Annotated in this window: 16 protein-coding genes, 1 pseudogene and 2 riboswitches; of the genes and pseudogenes, 4 read left to right on the top strand and 13 right to left on the bottom strand. The window is 71.4% G+C overall.

What is annotated here, in order from left to right:
- Window positions 1–439: pseudogene (locus ACLL9L_RS11570) on the top strand (hypothetical protein); the annotation flags it as partial.
- Window positions 440–805: 366 nt separating this feature from the next.
- Here the strand turns inward: ACLL9L_RS11570 and ACLL9L_RS11565 are convergent.
- The 6 genes from ACLL9L_RS11565 to ACLL9L_RS11540 form a co-directional block, all read right to left on the bottom strand.
- Window positions 806–955 (bottom strand): hypothetical protein, encoded by a 150-nt coding sequence (locus ACLL9L_RS11565; RefSeq protein WP_411284811.1) that lies wholly within the window; start codon window positions 953–955, stop codon window positions 806–808.
- A 257-nt stretch (window positions 956–1,212) separates the two neighbouring features.
- Window positions 1,213–2,856, bottom strand: coding sequence for an RNA polymerase sigma factor (locus ACLL9L_RS11560; RefSeq protein ID WP_411284810.1), 1,644 nt, complete (start codon window positions 2,854–2,856; stop codon window positions 1,213–1,215).
- Between the two features lie 279 nt (window positions 2,857–3,135).
- Window positions 3,136–3,546, bottom strand: coding sequence for a universal stress protein (locus ACLL9L_RS11555; RefSeq protein WP_411284809.1), 411 nt, complete (start codon window positions 3,544–3,546; stop codon window positions 3,136–3,138).
- 129 nt (window positions 3,547–3,675) lie between these two features.
- On the bottom strand, window positions 3,676–4,803 hold the full coding sequence (locus tag ACLL9L_RS11550) for a homoserine O-acetyltransferase (protein ID WP_411284808.1): 1,128 nt from the start codon (window positions 4,801–4,803) through the stop codon (window positions 3,676–3,678).
- Window positions 4,804–4,818: 15 nt separating this feature from the next.
- A riboswitch (SAM riboswitch) is annotated at window positions 4,819–4,931 on the bottom strand.
- Window positions 4,932–5,065: 134 nt separating this feature from the next.
- Window positions 5,066–6,142, bottom strand: coding sequence for a DUF4192 domain-containing protein (locus ACLL9L_RS11545; protein ID WP_411284807.1), 1,077 nt, complete (start codon window positions 6,140–6,142; stop codon window positions 5,066–5,068).
- 154 nt (window positions 6,143–6,296) lie between these two features.
- A complete protein-coding gene (locus ACLL9L_RS11540; protein ID WP_411284806.1) occupies window positions 6,297–7,025 on the bottom strand; it encodes an EcsC family protein in 729 nt (242 codons plus the stop codon).
- 258 nt (window positions 7,026–7,283) lie between these two features.
- Between ACLL9L_RS11540 and ACLL9L_RS11535 the strand changes: the two genes are divergently transcribed.
- On the top strand, window positions 7,284–8,987 hold the full coding sequence (locus ACLL9L_RS11535) for a DNA polymerase (protein ID WP_411284805.1): 1,704 nt from the start codon (window positions 7,284–7,286) through the stop codon (window positions 8,985–8,987).
- A gap of 60 nt (window positions 8,988–9,047) precedes the next feature.
- On the opposite strand, the gene ACLL9L_RS11530 is transcribed toward ACLL9L_RS11535, so the two are convergent.
- From ACLL9L_RS11530 to ACLL9L_RS11515, 4 genes are all read right to left on the bottom strand, one after another.
- Entirely contained in the window at window positions 9,048–10,034 is a 987-nt protein-coding gene (locus ACLL9L_RS11530) for a PAC2 family protein (RefSeq protein WP_411284804.1), read from the bottom strand.
- A 123-nt stretch (window positions 10,035–10,157) separates the two neighbouring features.
- On the bottom strand, window positions 10,158–14,057 hold the full coding sequence (hrpA, locus tag ACLL9L_RS11525) for an ATP-dependent RNA helicase HrpA (RefSeq protein ID WP_411284803.1): 3,900 nt from the start codon (window positions 14,055–14,057) through the stop codon (window positions 10,158–10,160).
- A 125-nt stretch (window positions 14,058–14,182) separates the two neighbouring features.
- Window positions 14,183–15,259, bottom strand: coding sequence for an NADH:flavin oxidoreductase/NADH oxidase (locus ACLL9L_RS11520; protein ID WP_411284802.1), 1,077 nt, complete (start codon window positions 15,257–15,259; stop codon window positions 14,183–14,185).
- Window positions 15,260–15,406: 147 nt separating this feature from the next.
- Window positions 15,407–16,729 (bottom strand): bifunctional o-acetylhomoserine/o-acetylserine sulfhydrylase, encoded by a 1,323-nt coding sequence (locus ACLL9L_RS11515; protein WP_411284801.1) that lies wholly within the window; start codon window positions 16,727–16,729, stop codon window positions 15,407–15,409.
- A gap of 12 nt (window positions 16,730–16,741) precedes the next feature.
- Window positions 16,742–16,857, bottom strand: a riboswitch (SAM riboswitch).
- Window positions 16,858–16,998: 141 nt separating this feature from the next.
- Here ACLL9L_RS11515 and ACLL9L_RS11510 point away from each other — a divergent pair.
- Window positions 16,999–17,715, top strand: a complete 717-nt coding sequence (locus ACLL9L_RS11510) for a hypothetical protein (RefSeq protein ID WP_411284800.1) — start codon at window positions 16,999–17,001, stop codon at window positions 17,713–17,715.
- A gap of 22 nt (window positions 17,716–17,737) precedes the next feature.
- Window positions 17,738–18,781, top strand: a complete 1,044-nt coding sequence (gene mgrA / locus ACLL9L_RS11505) for an L-glyceraldehyde 3-phosphate reductase (protein WP_411284799.1) — start codon at window positions 17,738–17,740, stop codon at window positions 18,779–18,781.
- Window positions 18,782–18,844: 63 nt separating this feature from the next.
- Here mgrA and ACLL9L_RS11500 read toward each other — a convergent pair whose 3' ends face one another.
- From ACLL9L_RS11500 to ACLL9L_RS11490, 3 genes are all read right to left on the bottom strand, one after another.
- Window positions 18,845–19,234, bottom strand: a complete 390-nt coding sequence (locus tag ACLL9L_RS11500; RefSeq protein ID WP_411284798.1) for a DUF2237 family protein — start codon at window positions 19,232–19,234, stop codon at window positions 18,845–18,847.
- 21 nt (window positions 19,235–19,255) lie between these two features.
- On the bottom strand, window positions 19,256–19,612 hold the full coding sequence (locus tag ACLL9L_RS11495) for a DNA polymerase ligase N-terminal domain-containing protein (protein WP_411284797.1): 357 nt from the start codon (window positions 19,610–19,612) through the stop codon (window positions 19,256–19,258).
- 180 nt (window positions 19,613–19,792) lie between these two features.
- Entirely contained in the window at window positions 19,793–20,626 is an 834-nt protein-coding gene (locus tag ACLL9L_RS11490) for an SDR family NAD(P)-dependent oxidoreductase (RefSeq protein ID WP_411284796.1), read from the bottom strand.
- Window positions 20,627–20,637 lie beyond the last annotated feature (11 nt).

The raw sequence follows: 20,637 nt of genomic DNA, 5'->3' as shown, positions 1-20,637 counted from the left end.
CGACCCGGACCAGGTGACCCTCACCGGCTCGGCCACGCTGAGCCCCAGCTTCACCCTGGCGCTCTACAAGGACCCGATGACGAACAAGGCGCTGACCTTCCGACTTACGGTCACATCGGGGACCACCGTCAAGACCGACGACGTCCTGGTCACCCCGAAGCCGGACCAGGTGTCCATCGGGACCGGCAGATGGAAGGTCGGTGACTTCCGGGTCACCGGCGTCGGATCTGTGGTCGGCGGCGTCATCACCGTGCACAAGGGCAGCCCCAGCGGACCCGTGCTGGGGCGGGCGACCATGACGGCGGCGGCCGCTCCCGCAACCGGCGGCGTGTTTGACCTACGCCTGAGGAACGCGGCGGCGGGACCGACCAACCTTGGGACCGTCTGGATCGAGTCGTCAGTCGGTGGCACCGCTGGCCCATTCACCGTTATCGGGTAGCCCTCGAACCGACCGCTGGTAGGGCCCGTCGTTGCACAACTGGCGACGGGCCCTACCACGCGCCCCGCGGTCTACCTCCGTGCCGGAGGAAGCTCAGGCAGCCTCCGCCAGAACCCGCGTGCAGAAGGGAGATCGGGTCACCGATCGGGTCGAGTCCACGGTCCGTGCGGTTCCGACGTTCGAAGTGGTCTGTTCTGGTTCTGCCGGGGGGCGACCCAACTCTAGGCCCGCGTCGTCCTCCTCGCCTCCGCTATCTCGCAGGAGAATAAGTCGAAGGACAGACGCTGCGGCGGCATCGCCGTCCGCAGCAGGCTCCCCTCTGGGCACTGGGGGGCGTCGAGACGCTGCCCCTCGAGCCTGCGTCGGTCACGTGCCGAGCGCGTCGTCCAGGTCTTGGTCCCGCAGGGGCCCCTCGTGCTCGGTCGTGGCCGTCATGACGTCACCGAGGAGCTCGATCTCGTCGGCCAGGACCTCATCCGTCAGCGGTTCATGCTCGTGCGGGTCGCCATTCGACATGACACCACGGTAGGCGGTCGTGTCGTCCGTGCACATGACCCGTCTGGGGGGTCATGTACAACGTCCGGTATCTTGCAGGCCGACTGCTCTCAGGGGCCCCGGCGAACGGGTCGACGACGAAGGTGCAGCGATGGCCAGCAATCATTGACTGGGAGATCCCTCGGCGCCGGTCGGCTGGACACCCCACGCACTCAACTCTGACATCTGGACCGGGAGTGCTGTGCTACCTGCGGATCACCAGTTTTCGACGGGGACTGTCAGTCCAGGTAGTCGCGCAGGACCTGCGAGCGTGACGGGTGGCGCAGCTTGCTCATCGTCTTGGACTCGATCTGGCGGATCCGCTCGCGCGTCACGCCGTAGACCTTGCCGATCTCGTCGAGGGTCTTGGGCTGCCCGTCGGTGAGGCCGAAGCGCATCGAGACCACGCCGGCCTCGCGCTCCGAGAGGGTGTCGAGCACCGAGTGGAGCTGCTCCTGCAGCAGCGTGAAGCTCACGGCGTCGGCCGGCACGACCGCCTCGGAGTCCTCGATGAGGTCCCCGAACTCGCTGTCACCGTCCTCGCCCAGGGGGGTGTGCAGGGAGATCGGCTCACGACCGTACTTCTGGACCTCGACGACCTTCTCGGGGGTCATGTCGAGCTCCTTGGCGAGCTCCTCCGGGGTGGGCTCGCGGCCGAGGTCCTGGAGCATCTGGCGCTGGACGCGGGCGAGCTTGTTGATGACCTCGACCATGTGGACCGGGATGCGGATCGTGCGTGCCTGGTCGGCCATCGCCCGGGTGATCGCCTGGCGGATCCACCACGTCGCGTAGGTCGAGAACTTGTAGCCCTTGGTGTAGTCGAACTTCTCGACCGCCCGGATGAGACCGAGGTTGCCCTCCTGGATGAGGTCGAGGAAGAGCATGCCGCGGCCGGTGTAGCGCTTGGCCAGGGAGACCACGAGGCGCAGGTTGGCCTCCAGCAGGTGGTTCTTGGCCTTCTTGCCGTCCTGGGCGATCCACCACAGCTCGCGCTTGAGCTTCATCTCGATCTTGTCGCCCGAGTTGAGCCGCTCCTCACCGAACAGGCCAGCCTCGATCCGCTTGGCGAGGTCGACCTCCTGCTCGGCGTTGAGCAGGGCCACCTTGCCGATCTGCTTGAGGTAGTCCTTGACCGGGTCGGCGGTCGCACCCGCGGTGACGACCGTCTGCGCGGGGGCGTCGTCCTCGTCGTCGTCACGGATGACGAAGCCGGCCTCCTCGGAGCCCTCGGCGGGCTTTTTCACCTCGCGCGCGCCCGTCTGGGGGGTGGCGTCCTCGCCGTCCTCGTCGTCGTCCTCGCCCGCGGCGATCTTGGCGAGCTCGGCCTCGTCGACCTCCTCGTCGTCGCTGCCCTTCGCCGCGGCCGCAGCCTTCTTCGCGGCGGCCTTGGTCGGGGCAGCGGCCTTCTTGGCGGCCCCGGCCCTCGTTGGCGTGGCGGCGGCGTCCGCGACGGCGCCAGTCGTGCTTTTGGACGCCGCGGCCTTCTTCGCGGGGGAGGCCTTCTTCGAGGAGGCAGCCTTCGGCGCCGAGCCCCCGGGGGCGGTCTCGGGGGCAGCCTTCGCGGTCGTCTTCTTGGTCGCCGACTTGGCAGCAGCCTTGTTCGCCACTGCGGTCGTCGTGCGCTTGGCCGTCGTCGTGGCGACCGCACGGCGGGCCGTCTCCTCGTCGAGGGTCACCGTGATCCCCTGCTCATCGAGGGCGCGGAGCACCACCTTCATCCGGGTGGGGGTGATCTGGGCGCCCTCGATCGCGGCGCGCAGCTGGTGTCCGTCCACGCTGCCATGCGTCGTCCCGCTCGCCAGCAGCTGCTGGAGCGCAGGATGGGAGAACTCCTTGGGAAGAGCCTTGGGGGGGTTCTGCTCGGTCTGAGGGACCTTTGACACTGACACCGACTACCTTTCGTCGCGACGCATGCGACAGCACCACTGGATGCGCCCGCGAGGGTGATCATGTTGAGAGGAGGGAGTTCCTTGCGGACTGCTCGGGGCGGGGAGACCGATCGTGAGTGAGGTCCTGCTCCGGCCCTTGCTCGTCCGTGCTCGTTACCATTATAAAACGCCGAGGCCGCTATAGTCGAAACGCCCCTTCCGCCGGGCCAGCCCTGACGACGGAAGGGCGGCATGTTCACGACGAACGCCGCATTCACAGGCCTCTCGGTCCCGTCACTCCTCGACCGGGCCGGCCTTCACCGCGAGGACGGGGCAGGGGGCGTCGAGCAGGATCCGTTGGGCGTTGGAGCCGAGGATGAGCTTGCCCACCGGGGTGCGTCGGCGCAGGCCGATGACGATGAACTCGGCCCTGACCTCCTCGGCGACCAGGATGAGGTCCTCGGCCGGGTCGTTGCCGCGGACCAGCTGGCGGACCTCGAGCACCAGGCCGGCGGCGTCCAGCTGGGCCTTGACCTGCTCGAGTTCGCCTTCGAACCGGGACGCCTCGTCGGGGTCGTAGTGGCCGCCCCCCCGGTTGGAGTTGATGACGATCAGCGCCGACCGACGCACCTGACACTCCTGCGCAGCGCGCCGCAGTGCGGCCCGACCTTCCTTCGTCGGGACGTAGCCAACCACGATCGTCACGGGCGGAGCCTCCTCGTCAGGCAGTGCGCCGGGGCTGCGAGCATCCCCCACGTCGACGCCGACGCTACCGGATGGCGCCCGCTCCCGTGGGACTCCCGGAGCAGGCGCCGTCACGCCGCGCCACGTCGGTCACCCCAGCGCGTCCCGGACGATCGCCCCCACGGCCTCGATCTCGATGAGGAACCCGTCGTGCCCGTAGCGAGAGCTGATCGTGTGCTGCGCCGAGTCGCGGATCCCCGCGGCCATCTCGGTGCTCAGCCGCACGGGGTAGAGGCGGTCGGAGTCGACCCCGACGATGGTCGTCGCGGCGGTGACCTGGGCCAGAGCCGCCGCCAACCCGCCGCGTCCCCGGCCCACGTCGTGCGAGTTCATCGCCTCCGACAGGACGACGTAGCTGTTGGCATCGAAGCGTCGAGCCAGCTTGCCGGCGTGGTGGTCGAGGTAGCTCTCCACGGCATACCGTCCCCCCGCGCCGAGGGGCTGCTCGCGTGCCTGCGCCTCCCGCCCGAACCGGTCGTCGAGCTCGAGGCCGCTGCGGTAGGTGACGTGGGCGATGCGCCGCGCGATGCCCATGCCGGCGTCCGGTCCGGCGCCGCGGTCGTAGTAGTCACCGCCGTGGAAGTTCGCGTCCTGACGAATGGCGAGCAGCTGCGGCTGGCACCAGGCGATCTCGTCGGCCGTCGCGTATGCCGTGCTGGCCAGGACGATCGCCCGGCTCACCCGCCCGGGGTGGGTGACGGCCCACTCGAGTGCGCGCATCCCGCCCATCGAGCCACCGATCACGCCGGCCCAGGTCTCGATGCCGAGGGCCTGGGCGAGACGCAGCTCGGCCTCGACCTGGTCGCGGATCGTGACGAACGGGAAGCGGCTGCCCCACGGGCGGCCGTCGCTCGTCGGGGTCGACGGACCCGTGGTGCCCTGGCATCCCCCCAGGACGTTGCTCGCGACCACGAACCAGCGGTCGGTGTCCAGCGGCCGGCCTGACCCGATGAGCCCGTCCCACCAGCCCGGCGACGCATGACCGGGAGCGGTGGGGCCGACGACGTGGCTGTCCCCGGTCAGCGCGTGCTCGATCAGCACCGCGTTGTCGGCTGCCGCGTTGAGGGTCCCCCACGTCTCGTAGGCGACGCAGACCCCGGGGAGCACGCCGCCCCGCTCCAGGTCGAGGTCACCGACGGCCAGGAAGGCCCGGTCCCCGACCGGGTCGCCCTGGCGCCACGCGCCCGTCACCACTGCGGGGTCCTCGGTCACAGTCATCGGATCGCTCCTGGGTGCTCGCGCTTGCCCGGACCGTGTGGCCGGACCCGGTCATCACCCGGGGCACCCCGCCGCAAGTGGAGGGTTGCCGTCCAGCAAGCCGGGGCTGTGCGCTGGAGCTCATGACCTGTCACCACTATAGCGATCAGTGCCCACGCCTTGGCAGGCCCCTGTCCAGCTGGTGGAACCCGGTCCGGACCCGGTGATGCCACCCCGTGCGGAGCCGGTGGGCGCAACCCTGCCGGGCGCCCCGGCGCGCACGTCAGGCGGCGCACCCGGGTCTGATGGCGAGGGTGACCATCCGCTCGAGGAGCTGGGCGAGCCGGTAGTCCGGGTCCACCTCAAGGGCCCGCTCGAGGGCGGTGCGCGTCAGGGCGCCGTCGCCGAGCCACCAGGTGAAGCTGGCCAGCACGGTCAGTGGGCCGGGCGACAGCTCGGCCGGGCCGTGACGGCACAGGTCGGCGAGCCGTTCGGTCACCCGGTCGTGCTCGCGCGCCCACTCCTGCGGTAGACGTGCGCCGTCACGTCCGCGAGGCGGAAGGTGGCTCTCGGCGAGCTCGAGCAGGGCTGGCTCGAAGACCTCCAGCGAGAGGGTGCCGGGGCAGATCCACGCGATGACGAGGTCGCGCAGGTTTCGATCCCGCAAGGAGACGACCAGGCGTGCCCACGTCTCGAGCGTCAGCTCCGCGCCGGGCCGGCCGGGTTCGTCGTCGACGTCGAGCAGGTCCCCCCACGCGCTGAGGGCCGAGCGGCACCACGACCGCTGGGGAGACCCACCACGGCGGGCGGCCGCCGCCAGGTCGGCGCTCAGCCTGGTGCACCGGTCGGTCATCGCCCCGTCGACCGGACCCGGCGCGAGGCGCGCGTCGAGATCGGCCCGGCTCAGGGCCGGCCGTCGCCCGAGGAGCACGTAGTCGGCGATGGCCGGCACGTCCTCGTCCCCCGGCAGCGGTTGGCCCTCGGCCGGACAGCAGCCGTCGGTGCAGCCGAGGGACCACCAGCGGCCGTCTCGCACCAGCAGCCGGTCGGCCACCTCGATGTCCTCGTCGAGGAGGGCGTCGTGCATCGCGGCGACGATGGGCTGGGCCCGGCCCGCCACGGTCTCGAAACCCACGAGGACGACGCGGTCCGGAGCCTCCCGCAGGACGTACGGCAGCAGCTCGTCGACAACCGCCCACTCGTCGACGTCAGGCGGCGGCAGGTCGAGGCGGGCGACGAAGGCGAGGCGGTTGCCCTCGAGACAGACGAGGACGAGGGAGTCGGACGGTCGGTAGCCCAAGTGGTAGGGCAGGACGGCGATGATGTCGGCGGGGCCGCGCAGGCGGATGGTTGGTGTCATGCGGCGATCGTGCGTTCGCCGTGCGGACCCCCGCCACTGCCCGCTCCTTCGGCTGTGGACCGTGGGACGGCGTGCAGAACCCCTGTGGACACCCATGGCCGAGGTCCATGCTCGTCAGAGCCTCAGGACGACGCGACGTCGGCATGTCGCGACGTCAGGACGTCGGGAGCGCGCGGGGCGGGAACTCCCTGCGGGCGTTGTCGGAGATCTTCTTCAGCATGTAGACGTCAAGGCCGGCGCCCACCGCGCCACCGACCACCGGGACGGCCTTGCCGAGCCTGGCAAAGGTCGACCGGCCGACCTGCGAGACGAGGCGGAAGCCGATGGCCTTGTTGACCACCATGAGGGCCGGGCCGGGCAGCCGGCCGGCCGCGAGGTTGGTGAGCCGGTGGGAGGTCGCGGCGACGCCGGCCTTCTTGAGCAGGTCGTCGGCGTCCGCGCCGACCAGCGTCAGGAGGACGGCGGTGCGGATCTGGCCCTGGCGGATGTCGTAGCCACGCAACGAGGCGACCGCCGCCGTCATCCGGGTCGCGACGAGGTAGAACTCGAGGACGTTTGCCGGCAGCGCGACGGGCATCGTGACAAAGCCTCCGAGCCCGGTCAGGAATCCGCCGGCGCCGGCGTAGGCGAGGTGCGCTCGCACGACCCGGTCGATGGCCGCCTCGGCGTCGGGGGCACCGCTGAGGGCGGAGTCCGCGACCTTCTGGGCGGACGGGAGGGGACCCGCGCCGTCGATGCCCGTGTCCAGCAGGCGCTCCACGAGACCGGTCGCCATGCCCGCGAGGCCCCGCGGCTCCTGCTGGCGCTCGGCCATCGACAGGGCGCCACCGGCAGCCTTTGCCGAGGTGCCCTTGTCGTCGTCACCGAAACCGAAGATCCCCACAGTGATTCCCTTTCGTCGCCGGCCACCGTCGGTGGCCGGGTTAGCCGGCCGGCCCCATCCTTTCGAGGTGGCCCAGACGGCGCAACTGACGCAACGTGCGCCACCCGGGGTCGGTTCCCGCTCACCGCCCGCTGCGCGCACCCACGGCCGGGTATGCCGGGTGCTCGCCCCTCGCGGCCGCGCCGGGGGACGAGGGGCGTGGGGCGTCTTGGGCGTCGGTGGCGTCGGTGGCGTCGGGTTCTCGGGTTGGATGGGACCATGCTCCCCCTGGTCATCGGCGATGCCCACGCCGTCATCGGCGCCGGTGCCGACGCCGTCATGGTGGCCCGGGGCCGCCTCGTCGAGGCGGTCCGACGCCTCGAGCAGCGCGACCACCCGAGGTGGCTCGTCACCAGCGCCGGGGCCGTGCTACGAACGGTCGCGGGGGCGGGCGTCACCGTCGCCCGCTGTTGGGACGTCGCCGAGGCCCACCGGATCCTGCACGGCGGCTGGGCCGCCGACCCGCCCCGCGTCTGGGCGAGCCTCAACGCACTCGACCCGTCGAGCCTGCCAACCCGACCCGGCGGCGACCTCTTCGACTTCTTCGACGACGGGTCGTCGGTGCCGGACGACCCGGCCTCCCCGCTCCGGGCGGACGGGCACCTGCGCGTCGACGCGTTCGAGCCGTCGTGGGCGCTGGGCGAGGCGCGGCTGCGAGGGCTGGCCGACCTGCTGCTTGAGGTCGGCCGCCGCCAGGAGGCCGCGCTGGCGCACGTCGGGCCCCGCGCGGTGCGCACGGCGCACTCGGAGTCGGCCGCCGCCCTTTTGTGCGTAGAGCTCGAGCGCGACGGCCTGCCGGTCGACCGGGCGGTGGCCGAGGAGCTCATCGCCGGCTCGGCGGGACGCCGTCCCGGCTCCGACGCGGAGGCAGCCGCGATCCGGGCCGAACGGGACCGCGCCGTCCTCGTGCACGCACCGGGGCGGGAGAGCACCGACCTGCGCAACCCCCTCCAGGTCCGCGAGTTGCTTGCCGCCGTCGGGGTCCGGGTGCCCAACACCCGCGCCTGGGTCCTCGAGCCCTTCAGGGGGACGCATCCGCTCGTCGAGGCGCTCCTGCAGTGGCGCAAGGACGAGCGGATCGCCACGACCTACGGCTACCGGTGGCTCGACGAGCACGTCGGACCGGACGACCGGCTCCGTGGTGGCTGGACGGCGTGCGACGGCGCAGCGGGCAGGATGACCGCGCAGAACGGTCTGCACAACCTGCCCGCTCCGCTGAGACCGGCCATCGCGGCCCGCCCGGGACACGTCTTCGTGCGGGCGGACCTCGGCCAGATCGAGCCCCGGGTCCTCGCCGTGGTCTCCGGGGACCGCGCGTTCGCGGAGGCCACCCGGGCCGACGACCTCTACGCGCCGGTGGCGGCCAAGCTCAGCATCGACCGGCCGGTCGCCAAGATCGCCGTCCTCGCGGCGATGTACGGCCAGCGATCAGGCTCTGCGGGCGAAGCGCTCAAGGACCTCGAGCGTGCCTATCCGGTGGCAATGCGCCTGCTCGACGACGCATATGCCGCGGGCGTCGGGCGCGGGGCCCTGCGCACCTTCGGGGGCCGCCGGATTGCTCTCGGGGCCACCCTCGCGGCGGGCGAGCCGAGCGGTCCCCCGGTCGACGGGGCCGAGGCACAGGCCGTCGACTCCGCGCGGGGACGCTTCGCGCGCAACGCCGTCATCCAGGGCTCGGCAGCCGAGCTCTTCAAGGCATGGGCCGCGACGGTCCGCCACGCGGTGGCCCCCTCGGGCGCCGAGATCGTCCTCTGCCTGCACGACGAGCTGCTGGTCCACGCCCCGGAGTCGTCCGCCGCGGAGGTCCGGCGTCTCGTCGTCTCGTCCCTAACCGCCAGTGCCCGCCGGTGGACGGGCAGCGACCGGGTGCGGTTCGTGGTGGACACGAGCGTCATCCACCGCTGGTCCGAGGCCAAGGGGTGACGCCGCCAGCAACCCGGGGCTGACGTGTCCAGCAACCCGGGGCTGACCCGGGCCCCGAGGTCAGGTCGAGGGCTGGTCATCCGGGCCGGTGGGGCCGCTCGTCCCCGTGCCGTCCTCGGTGGCGTCCCTGGAGACATCCGTGGTGACGTCCTTGAGGAAGGCCTCCAGCTCAGCGCCGATCTCGTCCGCCGACGGCAGTTCGGAGATCTCGGTGGCGAGCAGGCTGGGCCGCTCCCGGCCCTGCATGAAGGTGTCGTACTGGCGCTCGAGGGCCTCCACGACGGTGGCGACCTCGTCCGAGCCCGCGATCTCGCGGTTGATCTCGGCGCGGTTGAGCCCGGCCGCGGCCGCGAGGTCGTCCGAGCCGAGGTTGAGCCCGGTGGCCCCGGCGACAGCGGCGAGGCCGGCGAGCGCCGCGTCGGCGAACTCCGCCTGGGCGAGGTAGTGGGGGACGTGGACAGCGAACCCCAGGGCGTCGCGGCCGCTCTCACCGAGACGCAGCTCGAGCAGGGAGCTGAGGCTGCCGGGCACCTGCACGGCACCGAAGACGGCCTCGTGGTCGGTGATGAGCCGGGGGTTGGTCGCGTGCGCGGTCAAACCGATCGGGCGGGTGTGCGGGACCGCCATGGGGATGCCGTGGACGCTGACAGTCAGCTCGACACCGAGGATGCTGATCAGGCCCGTGATGGCCTCGATGACGCGTTCCCACTGGTAGTCGGGCTCGGCGCCCGAGAGCAGCAGGAAGGGGTGGCCGTCCTTGTCGAGCATGCGGTAGAGCAGCAGCGACGGGTCGGCATAGCTCGTGTAGCGGTCCCGGTCGAAGGTCATCATCGGGCGCCGCCCCCGGTAGTCCAGGAGCTGGTCGATGTCGAAGGAGGCGAGCACGGTGTGGTCGTGGCTGCCGAGGAGGTGGTCGGTCAGCACCTGCTGGGTGCGACCTGCGTCGATGAACCCGCCGAGCGCGACGAGCAGGACGGAGGCCCGGGCCGACGCCGGGTCGATCGTGGTGTCGGTCTCGAAACGGTAGAGCGCCGATGGGTCCTGCACGGTGGGCCTTCCTCGTCCTCGGAACATCTCGTCGGAGGGAACCATCGTCCCTCATGGGGCTCAACGCCGTCGGGGGGCCAGTGATTCCGGTCCGCCGGGATCAGGTTGCACCCGCAGGAGCACTCAGTCCCGCTCGATTGCGTCGATGGCGCGCTGGACCCGCTTCCCCGAGACCGGGTATGCCGTGCCGAGGGTCTGCGCGAAGAGGGAGATGCGCAGCTCCTCGAGCATCCAGCCGATCGCCACGACGTCGTCGCTCGCCCGCTGGGCGGGGCGCAGCGTCGCCAGCAGAGTGGCATACGCGTGCTCCGCCGTGAGCACCTCCTCGGCTGCGCGGGAGTCACGGGCGAGGTCCGCGGGGGCGCGGTCGAGCCGGTGCAGGACCGCGCGCAGATAGCGGTCGAGGTCGCCGAGGCGCGAGAAGCCCGTGTCCGCGACGAACCCGGGCCGGATCAGCTCGGCGAGCTGGGCCCGGACGTCGGTGACCAGAGGGGTGAGGGCCGGGGCGGCCATGGCGTCGAGCCGGCGGACCACCTGGAGGTGCCTGGCCAGGACCGGCTCCACCAGGGCGACGACCTGCACGACCTTGGCCGCGACGTGGGTCCGGACGGCCGCCAGCGCTGCGGCGAAGTCCTCCGGGGTGCGCACCTCGTGGTCGATGCGCTCCGCGGCGATGGCGTCGACGGCTGCCGCCAGACAGTCGTCGAGCAGCTTCGGCACCGACCCGTGGGGGTTGTGCCCGAGCGCGAGCTTCTGGGTGTTCGAGAGGCGGCCCAGCACCTGCTTCCAGGGCGGCGACGTCCCGAGGATGAGCAGCCTGCGGACGCCGACCCGGTGCTCCGCTGTCGCCTCCGAGCGCGTGGGGAGGATCCGCAGCGACACCGAGTCGCGGTCGTCGACGAGGGCCGGGAAGCCCAGGACCGTGCGACCGCCCTGTGATGTCGAGGTGAAGTCGTGGGGGACTTCCCCGATCGTCCACTCCCGCAGGCCCTTTCGCTCGACGGCCGCGCCGGCGAAGGCCACCTGTTGGCGGACCTGGGGCGCGGCGGCGTCCCGCACCGACTCGAGGTCCTGTCCCTTCACGAGGGCGCGGCCACGCGGGTCCTCGACCGTGAAGGTCAGCCGCAGGTGGGGCGGCACCCGGTTCACGTCCCAGTCCCCCGGCGCGATGACGACACCGTGCGTCTCGCGCAGCACCCGGCCGAGCACCGCGGTCAACGGCCCGTCGTCGGGACCGAGACCACGCGAGGCGAGCTCGCGGGTCGCGGCCGCCGCGTGCTCGGGCGCGGGGACGAGCAGGCGGCGGGTGACCTTGGGCAGCGACCGGATCAGTGCGGTGACGAGGTCCTCGCGCAACCCGGGCACCTGCCAGTCGAAGCCGTCCGCGCCCACCCGGTTGAGGACCTCGACGGGGACGTGGACCGTCACGCCGTCGTCCGCGGTGCCCGGTTCGAACTGGTAGGTGACCGACAGCTCGAGGTCGCCCTGACGCCAGGTCGACGGATAGTCGTCCCGGTTGACCCGCCCGGCGGTGTCACTGACGAGGAGGTCCTCGGTGAAGGTCAGCAGCTGCGGATCGCGGCGGGACGCCTTCTTCCACCACGAGTCGAAGTGCCGTCCGGAGACGACGTCGGCCGGGATCCGGGTCTCGTAGAACTGCACCAGCGTCTCGTCGTCGACGAGGATGTCGCGTCGTCGGGTGCGCGCCTCGAGCTCCGACAGGCGCGTCACGAGCGCGGCGTTGTCGTGGAAGAAGCGGTGGCGGGTCGTCCAGTCGCCCTCGACGAGAGCCCGCCGGATGAAGAGGTCGCGGGCCTCCTCGGGGTTCACCGCGGCATACCCGACCGTCCTCGCGACGACGAGCGGCACGCCGTAGAGCGTGACCCGCTCGGTCGCGACGGCGCTGCCCTGCTTCGCCGACCAGCGCGGCTCGGAGTAGGACCGCTTCACGAGGTGCTCGCCGAGCTCCTCCGCCCAGAGCGGGTCGATCCGCGCCGTGGTGCGCGCCCAGAGGCGGCTGGTCTCGACGAGCTCCCCGGCCATGACGACCTGGGGCTGCTTGCGAAAGAGGCTGGAGCCCGGTGAGATGCCGAAGCGCGCGCCGCGAGCGCCGAGGTAGTCGCGCTTCACCTCATCGCGCACCCCGACGTGCGACAGCAGCCCCGAGAGCAGGGCGCGGTGGATCGCGTCGAGGTCGGGCGCGTCGGCGCCGGTGCCGGTGCTGGGGTCCAACCCGGCCTGCCTGCACGCCTGCCGCAGCTGCTGGTGCAGGTCCTGCCACTCCCGGATCCGCAGGTAGTGGAGGAACTCACCCTTGCACATCCGGCGAAAAGCACTGCCGGACAACAGGTCCTGGGATTCCTTGAGATGGCGCCAGAGGTTGAGGTAGGCGACGAAGTCGGAGTGCTCGTCGGCGAAGCGCTTGTGGGCGGCGTTGGCGAGCTCCTGCTTCTCGAGCGGTCTCTCGCGTGGGTCCTGGATGCTCATGGCGGCGACGATGACCAGCACCTCGCGCAGGCAGCCGAGCCGGTCCGCCTCGATGACCATCCGCGCGAGGCGCGGGTCGAGCGGCAGCAGGGCGATCTGTCGCCCGTATGCCGTGAGCCTGCGCCGGCTCCTCGGGTCACCCTCCACCTCCTGCTCGAAGGCCCGCAGCTCCTCCAAGAGCCGGACGCCGTCGGAGATCTGCCGCGAGTCCGGCGGGTCGACGAACGGGAAGCGTGCGACGTCGCCGAGCCCGAGGGTCGTCATCTGGAGGATCACCGAGGCGAGGTTGGTGCGCAGGATCTCGGGGTCGGTGAACTCCGGTCGGGCGGCGTAGTCCTCCTCGGAGTAGAGCCGGATGCAGATCCCCTCGGCGACCCGGCCGCACCGGCCGGCCCGCTGGTTGGCGCTGGCCCGGCTGATCGCCTCGATCGGGAGGCGCTGCACCTTGGTCCGCTGGCTGTAGCGCGAGATGCGGGCGGTGCCGGTGTCGATGACGTAGCGGATGCCCGGGACGGTCAGCGACGTCTCGGCGACGTTGGTGGACAGGACGACCCGCCGCCCGGCGTGGCGGGAGAAGACGCGGTGCTGCTCGGCGGCGGAGAGTCGACCGAAGAGTGGCAGGATCTCGGTCTGCGGCAGGCCCAGGGCCGCCAGCGCGTCGGCGGCGTCGCGGATCTCCCGCTCGCCCGAGAGGAAGACGAGGATGTCGCCCTCGCGGTTCTCGGTCCACAGCTCCTCGACGGCCTCGGTGATCCCGGTGACCTGGTCGCGCTCGTCGTCCGGGGTGTCACCGGACAGCGGCCGGTAGCGGACCTCGACGGGGTAGGTGCGACCCGACACCTCGACGACTGGGGCGGGCTTGCCTTGGCTGGAGAAGTGCTCCGCGAAGCGCTGGGGGTCGATCGTCGCCGACGTGATGATGACCTTGAGGTCCGGCCGTCGCGGCAGCAGCTGGCGCAGGTAGCCGATGATGAAGTCGATGTTGAGGCTGCGTTCGTGGGCCTCGTCGATGATGATCGTGTCGTAGCGGCGCAGCTCGCGGTCGCGCTGCATCTCGGCCAGCAGGATGCCGTCGGTCATCACCTTGACGAGGGTGTCCCGGCTCGACTGGTCGGTGAAGCGCACCTGGTAGCCGATGGCCTGGCCGAGCTCGACGCCTAGCTCCTCAGAGATCCGCTCGGCGACGGCCCGCGACGCGATCCGTCGGGGCTGGGTGTGCCCAATCATGCCGGCGAGACCGCGGCCGAGCTCGAGGCAGATCTTGGGGATCTGGGTCGTCTTGCCGGATCCGGTCTCCCCGGCGATGACCACGACCTGGTGGTCGCGGATGGCGGCGGCGATGTCGTCGCGCCGCTCGACGACGGGCAGGTTGTCCGGGTAGACGATGGCCGGGACGAGGCTGCGGCGGTGCTCGATGCGGGCGGCGTCGGCGGCCGGGTCGCGCGGCGCCCTGGGCCGGCCCGGCTGTGGACGGCGCGGGGAGCGCCGACGCGGGTTCCGGGCACGCTCGGGGCGTTCGACGTGCTCCGGGGACATGGGTCTCAGGATAGGTGGCCGCGGCCGGGCCGACGGACGGGACCGACCGCCCGGGATCCGGCGGAAGGTCCCATTTGGGCGGTGGCTCCCGTCGTTCGTTCCCGTCGTTCGTCCCCCTGGGTGGCTCAGTCGCGCCACGCCCCGCGCGTGTACTGCGCCGGCCAGCCTGCCTCGTCCGGCGCCACACCGAGCTCGTGGGCCGCGCGCAGGGGCCACGACGGCTCCCGCAGGGCCGCCCGGGCGAGGAGGACGACGTCGGCCTCACCGTTGGCGACGACCTTCTCGGCCTGCTCCGGCTCGGTGATGAGGCCGACCGCCCCGGTGGGCACGCCCGCACCGTCACGCACCCCGGCGGCGAGGTGCACCTGATAGCCGGGACCGACCGGGATCGACGCGGGCGCGTTCCCCCCGGAGGAGACGTCGACGAGGTCGACGCCGTGCTCGCGCAGCAGCCCCGAGAGCCGGGTGCTCTGCTCGAGGTCCCAGCCGCCGTCGACCCAGTCCGTGCCCGAGATGCGCACCAGCACCGGCATCGAGTCGGGCACCGTGGCCCGGACGGCGTCGACGGTCTCGAGCAGCATCCGGATGCGGCCCTCGAACGAGCCGCCGTAGTCGTCCTCGCGCCGGTTGGACAGTGGCGAGAGGAACTGGTGCAACAGGTATCCGTGGGCCGCGTGCAGCTCGACGGTGTCGAAGCCCGCCTCGACGGCGCGGCCGGCCGCAGCGGCGAAGGCCTGCACGACGTCGTGGATCTCCCCGGTGGTCATCGCCTGCGGCGCCACGTATCCGTCGAACGCGACGTCGGACGGGCCGAGCGTGGGCCAGCCGCCGTCGGCCGCCGGGACGGTGCCGGCGGCGTCGGCCCAGGGCCGGTAGGTCGAGCCCTTGCGGCCGGCGTGCGCGAGCTGGACGCCGATCGGGGCGCCCTGCGCGTGCACGAAGTCCACGATCCGTCCCCACGCCTGCGCCTGTGTGTCGTTCCAGAGGCCGGCGTCCTGCGGCGAGATCCGTCCGTCGGCCGTGACCGCGGACGCCTCGGTGAGGATCAGGCCGAAGCCGCCGGTCGCCCGGGCGCCGAGGTGCACGAGGTGCCAGGTGTCGGGGACGCCGTCCGTCGCGGAGTACTGGCACATCGGCGCGAGCCAGACCCGGTTCCGCACCGTCAGGGACCGCAGGGTCAGGGGCTCGAACAGCTTCGACATGGATGGTTCTCCTCGCACTCGGATGGACGAGGGGTCCAACCTCACCGACCGCCGCGGTGTTCCCGCCCCGCTGCGGTGTTCCCGGCCCGCAGCGGTGGTCGCCCGGCATACCGAGGAGGAGGTATGCCGGGTGCCCACCGCGGCTGGTCAGTCCACCTTGGCGGCGGTGAAGCCCTGCTCGAGGTCGGCGAGGATGTCGTCGATGTGCTCGATCCCGACGGCGAGGCGCACGAGGCCCGGCGTGACCCCGGCCGAGAGCCGGTCCGCGTCGCTGCCCTGGGAGTGCGTCGTCGACGCAGGGTGGATCGCCAGCGAGCGCACGTCACCGATGTTGGCGACGTGGCTGTGCAGGGTGAGTCCCTCGACGAACCGCTGGCCCGCCTCGATGCCTCCGACGATCTCGAAGGCGAGGACGGCGCCGGCGCCCCGGGGGACGTACTTCTGCGCCAGTGCGTGGTTCGGGTCGCCCTCGAGGGAGGCCCAGACGACCTTCTCGACCTGGGCGTGGCCCTGGAGGTGGGCAGCGACCTTGTGAGTGTTCTCGAGGTGGCGGTCCATCCGCAGGCTCAGCGTCTCGATGCCCTGGGCGATGAGGAAGGCGTTGAACGGCGAGACCGCCGAGCCGAGGTCGCGCAGGAGCTGGACGCGGGCCTTGAGGATGAAGGCGAGGTTCGCACCGAGCGCACTGCCGACGCCGAGGTCCCGGCCGAAGACGAGCCCGTGGTAGCTCTCGTCCGGGGTGTTGTAGTTGGGGAACTTCTCCGGGTCCTTGGCGAAGTCGAAGGTGCCGCCGTCGACGATGACTCCGGCGATCGACGTGCCGTGGCCGCCGAGGTACTTCGTCGCCGAGTGGAGGACGACGTCGGCGCCCCACTCGAGAGGGCGCAGGAGATAGGGCGTCGCGATGGTGTTGTCGACGACGAGTGGCACCCCGACCTCGTGGGCCGCGGCGGCAACGGCCTCGATGTCGAGGATCTCGGACTTGGGGTTGGCGATGGTCTCGCCGTAGAAGAGCTTGGTGTTGGGGCGGACCGCAGCCTTCCACGACGCGATGTCGGCCGCGTCCTCGACGAAGGTCACCTCGATGCCGAACTTAGGCAGCGTGTGCTTGAGCAGGTTGAAGGTCCCGCCGTAGAGCGCGGGGCTGGCGACGACGTGGTCCCCGGCCTCGGCGATGTTGAGGATCGCGATCGTCTCCGCGGCCTGTCCGGACGCGACCAGGAGCGCGCCGACGCCGCCCTCGAGGGACGCGACCCGCTGCTCGACCGCGTCCTGCGTCGGGTTCATGATGCGGGTGTAGATGTTGCCGAACTCCCTGAGGGCAAACAGGTTCGCCGCGTGCTCGGTGCTCTTGAAGACGTAGGACGTCGTCTGGTAGATCGGCAGCGCGCGCGCCCCGGTCGTCGGGTCGGGCTCCTGTCCGACGTGGATCTGGCGCGTTTCGAAGGACCAGCTGGGGGTGTCGCTCATGGTGGGCTTCCTCGCTCGCACTTGCCGCGAGCCGGGTGGCTCGGGGCCAGGTCCTCACCCGGGGCACCCCACCGCGGTTGGAGGGTTGCCGGTCAGCAAGCCGGGGCTGTGCGCTGACACTCATGACCTGGGACGAGATTAGCGACCACCGACCGGATCGCGGAACGCGTGTCTCTGGATGCGGACACCGTGGCGCTGGTGCGCCCCAGCGCCCGCCGGACGACGTGGGACACTCAGGTCACCGCGCTGTGCAGACAAGGGGACGTACCGTGACCGATCTTCCCAACGACCCGACCGCTCCCCCGGACCAGCCGCAGTGGTCCGAGACGGTGTCCGAGCGTCAGACCCACGACGACGTGCTCCAATCGGACCCGACAGCGAACAACGACGTGCTCGGGTCTGATCCCACGGCCAACGACGGCGGGCACCAGGCTTCGGGGTCGCCGTCCGCCGCGCCTGCACCCCGGGTGGCCCGGCCCGGCGTCACCGTCCGGCCCCCGACCCGCCCGCCTACCGGCCTGCCGAGCGGTCCGCCGAGCGCCTGGCAGGGCCAGTCCGGACAGCAGGGACAGTTCGGCCAGCAGGGCCAGTCAGGCCAGCAGGGCCAGTCAGGTCAGTACGGCCCGCCTGCCGGTCCACCGGGCCAGCCCAACCCCGACGGCCTCCCCGGGCCGTTCGGTCAGCAGGACCAGCCCAGGCACTTCGGTCAGCAGGGCCAGCCCGGGCAGTTCGGTCAGCAGGGCTTCGGCGCCGGCGAGCAGCCCTGGCAGGGACAGTCCGGTCCTGGCCGGGCCGGTCAGGCAGCGTCGACTCCCGCAGGTCCGGTGGGTCCCGGCAGTGGCAGCTTCCGGTGGTGGTGGGCGGTGGTGCTGGTGGTCCTCGTCGTGGCCGTCGTCGCGTTCCTCGGTGCCAGGGTGCTCGCGCCGAGGGCCGCCCCGACTCCCACCATCACGCGGACGACATCGGCACCGTTCTCCCCCTCCTGAGAAAACACGTCAGGATGGGGGCATGACCCTCCACGCCGATGACTACCAGGCCGCCCGCAACCGCTACACGCAGCTGCCCTACCGACGGACCGGGGCCAGCGGCCTCGACCTGCCCGCCGTCTCCCTCGGGCTCTGGCACAACTTCGGGGACGACGCCGTGCTCGAGAACCAGCGCGCCATCCTGCGGCGGGCCTTCGACCTCGGGGTCACCCACTTCGACCTCGCCAACAACTATGGACCGCCCTACGGCTCGGCCGAGCGCAACTTCGGCACGATCTTCGCCGAGGACTTCCGCCGATACCGTGACGAGCTGATCATCAGCAGCAAGGCCGGCTACGACATGTGGCCCGGCCCCTACGGTCAGGGCGGCGGCTCTCGCAAGTACCTCCTGTCCTCACTCGACCAGTCGCTGAGCAGGATGGGCCTCGACTACGTCGACATCTTCTACAGCCACCGGTTCGACGAGACGACGCCCCTCGAGGAGACGATGGGCGCGCTCGACACCGCGGTGCGCCAGGGCAAGGCGCTCTACGTCGGCATCTCGTCCTACTCGGGTCCACGCACCCAGGAGGCCGTCGAGATCCTCCGCCAGATGGGCACACCGCTGCTCATCCACCAGCCCTCCTACTCGATGCTCAACCGCTGGGTCGAGGAGGACCTCCTCGACGTCCTCGGGGTCAACGGCGTCGGGTGCATCGCCTTCTCTCCGCTGGCGCAGGGCATGCTGACGGACAAGTACCTCAAGGGGGTTCCGGCCAACTCCCGCGCGGCACAAGGGAAGTCACTTGACCCCAAGCTCCTCTCCGAGGAGGCGCTCAAGCACGTCAAGTCCCTCAACCGGCTTGCCGGGACGCGTGGTCAGTCCCTCGCCCAGATGGCTCTCGCGTGGGCGCTGCGCGACCCCCGGGTCACGTCGGTCCTCGTCGGCGCGTCCAGCGTGGCCCAGCTCGAGGCCAACCTCGCAGCCACCGACAACCTCGAGTTCACCGAGGCCGAGCTGAGCAAGATCGACAAGTACGCCGTCGACGCCGGCATCAACCTCTGGAGCACCTCCTCCAGCCACTGACCGCACCGCGTATGCCGTGCGTCCGCCAACCCAGCCCGGGTTGCCGGCCGCACGGCATACCGCTCAGAGCAGCGAGCCCGGGTCGTCGGGGACGTCGACCGCGTGCCGCTGCAGCGTCTCGAGGGGGACCACCGCGAGCGCACTCGAGTGGGTGCTCGCTAGCACCACCGGAGCCGCCACCCCGTCGCGATGGGCCTGGAGCCACCGCGCGGCGACGACGCACCAGCGGTCGCCCGGCTTGAGTCCCGGGAACCCGTAGAGCGGCATGGGCGTCGACAGGTCGTTGCCCACCCCGCGCTGGTGCAGGAGGAAGGACTCGGTCACCACCACGCAGATGGTGTGGCTGCCGATGTCCTCGGGAGCGGTCGTGCAGGAGCCGTCCCGGAAGAACCCGGTCATCGGGTCGGTGCTGCACGACTCGAGCGGACCGCCCAGCACGTTGAGAGCCTCCATGGTGCCTACCGTAGCGAGCGGTCAGCCCTGGTCCCTGGTCAGGTGCAGGAGCCACGCGGTGCCGGTGTCGATCAGGGCGTAGCGGTGGGCGCCGTCCCTGCCGTGGAGCGTGAAGACGATCCGGCGCTCGTCCCGGTCGTGCTCCTCCCACCACCCGGTGTCGGCGATGGACTTGTCCGCATCGGTGTAGCCGAGATGGTCCAGATCGTGGTCGGGCACGGCGATCGCGAGCCGGTCCTGACGGGTGGACGTGGGCAGGCCCTTGGGGACGGCCCAGGAGCGCAGGACGCCGTCCTCCTCCAGCCGCAGGTCGAGGTGCGGCTGGGGCTTGCGGTGGTCGTGGAGCACGAACGCCGGGTGCGTCGCGTCGTCAGCCACAGTCCACACCGTATCTCGAGCGGCGTCCTCGACCACCGGCTGCGAGACGCCACGCGTTGGTGCGACACCGCGTCGCACTGAACGCTCAGGATCGCCGTTCGCCGTCGACGCAGATCGTGCGGTTGTCGAGACAGTGTCTCTCACCAACCCGAAGTGCGTTCCGGGACAGCACAGAACAGGTCAGGCCGGCGGGGTGAAGCGGCCGTCGATCGCGGTCCAGCCGGCGTCGACGACGAGTTGCGAGCCGGTGACGTAGGACGCCGCGTCCGAGGCAAGGTAGACGATCGCGCCGGCCATCTCGTCGGGCGTCGCCCAGCGACCGAGGGCATTCTTCTGGGCGTACGCCTCAGCCCACTCGGGCACGGCGCGGATCTGGTCGGTCAACGGCGTCGACACCACCCCCGGTGCGATCGTGTTGGCCCGCACACCCTGTGGCCCGAGCTCTGCGGCCACCGTCCGCAGCAGCTGGAGCAGGCCGGCCTTGGTCGCGGCATAGACACCCTGTCCGGGTTCCACGGAGATCGAGCGCATCGAGCTCAGGCCGATGATGCTGCCCCGACCGCGCTCGGCCATCCCAGGCCCGAACGCGCGCACGAGGTCGAAGGCGGCACGCAGATTGAGGCCGACGACGCGGTCGAACTCCTCCCCCGTGTAGTCGAGGATCCGCTTGCGGACGTTGGTGCCCGCGGTGAAGACGAGGATGTCCACCACCTCGAGCTCCGACGCCGCGCGGGTCAGCGCGGCCTCGTCGAGGACGTCGAGCTCGTATGCCGTGAGCCGCCCCTCCCCCTCGCCGCCCGTCCCCAGCGCGGCGGTCTCCTCGGCCGCGGCGAGGTCTCGGTCGGCACAGACGACGGTGGCTCCCTGAGCGGCGAGGGCCAGGGCTCCCTCGCGACCGATACCGCTCCCGCCGCCGACGACGACGGCGGTCCGCGCGTCGAGCCGGAAGAGCCTGCTGTAGTCACGGCTGAACGTCGGCCCTTCGGTGCGGGGCTCGGGTACGTGGTCGGACATCGCCATCCTCT

Source organism: Lapillicoccus sp., assembly GCF_046595215.1.
Lineage (GTDB): Bacteria > Actinomycetota > Actinomycetes > Actinomycetales > Dermatophilaceae > Lapillicoccus.
This window is presented reverse-complemented; position numbering and strand designations above follow the sequence as displayed.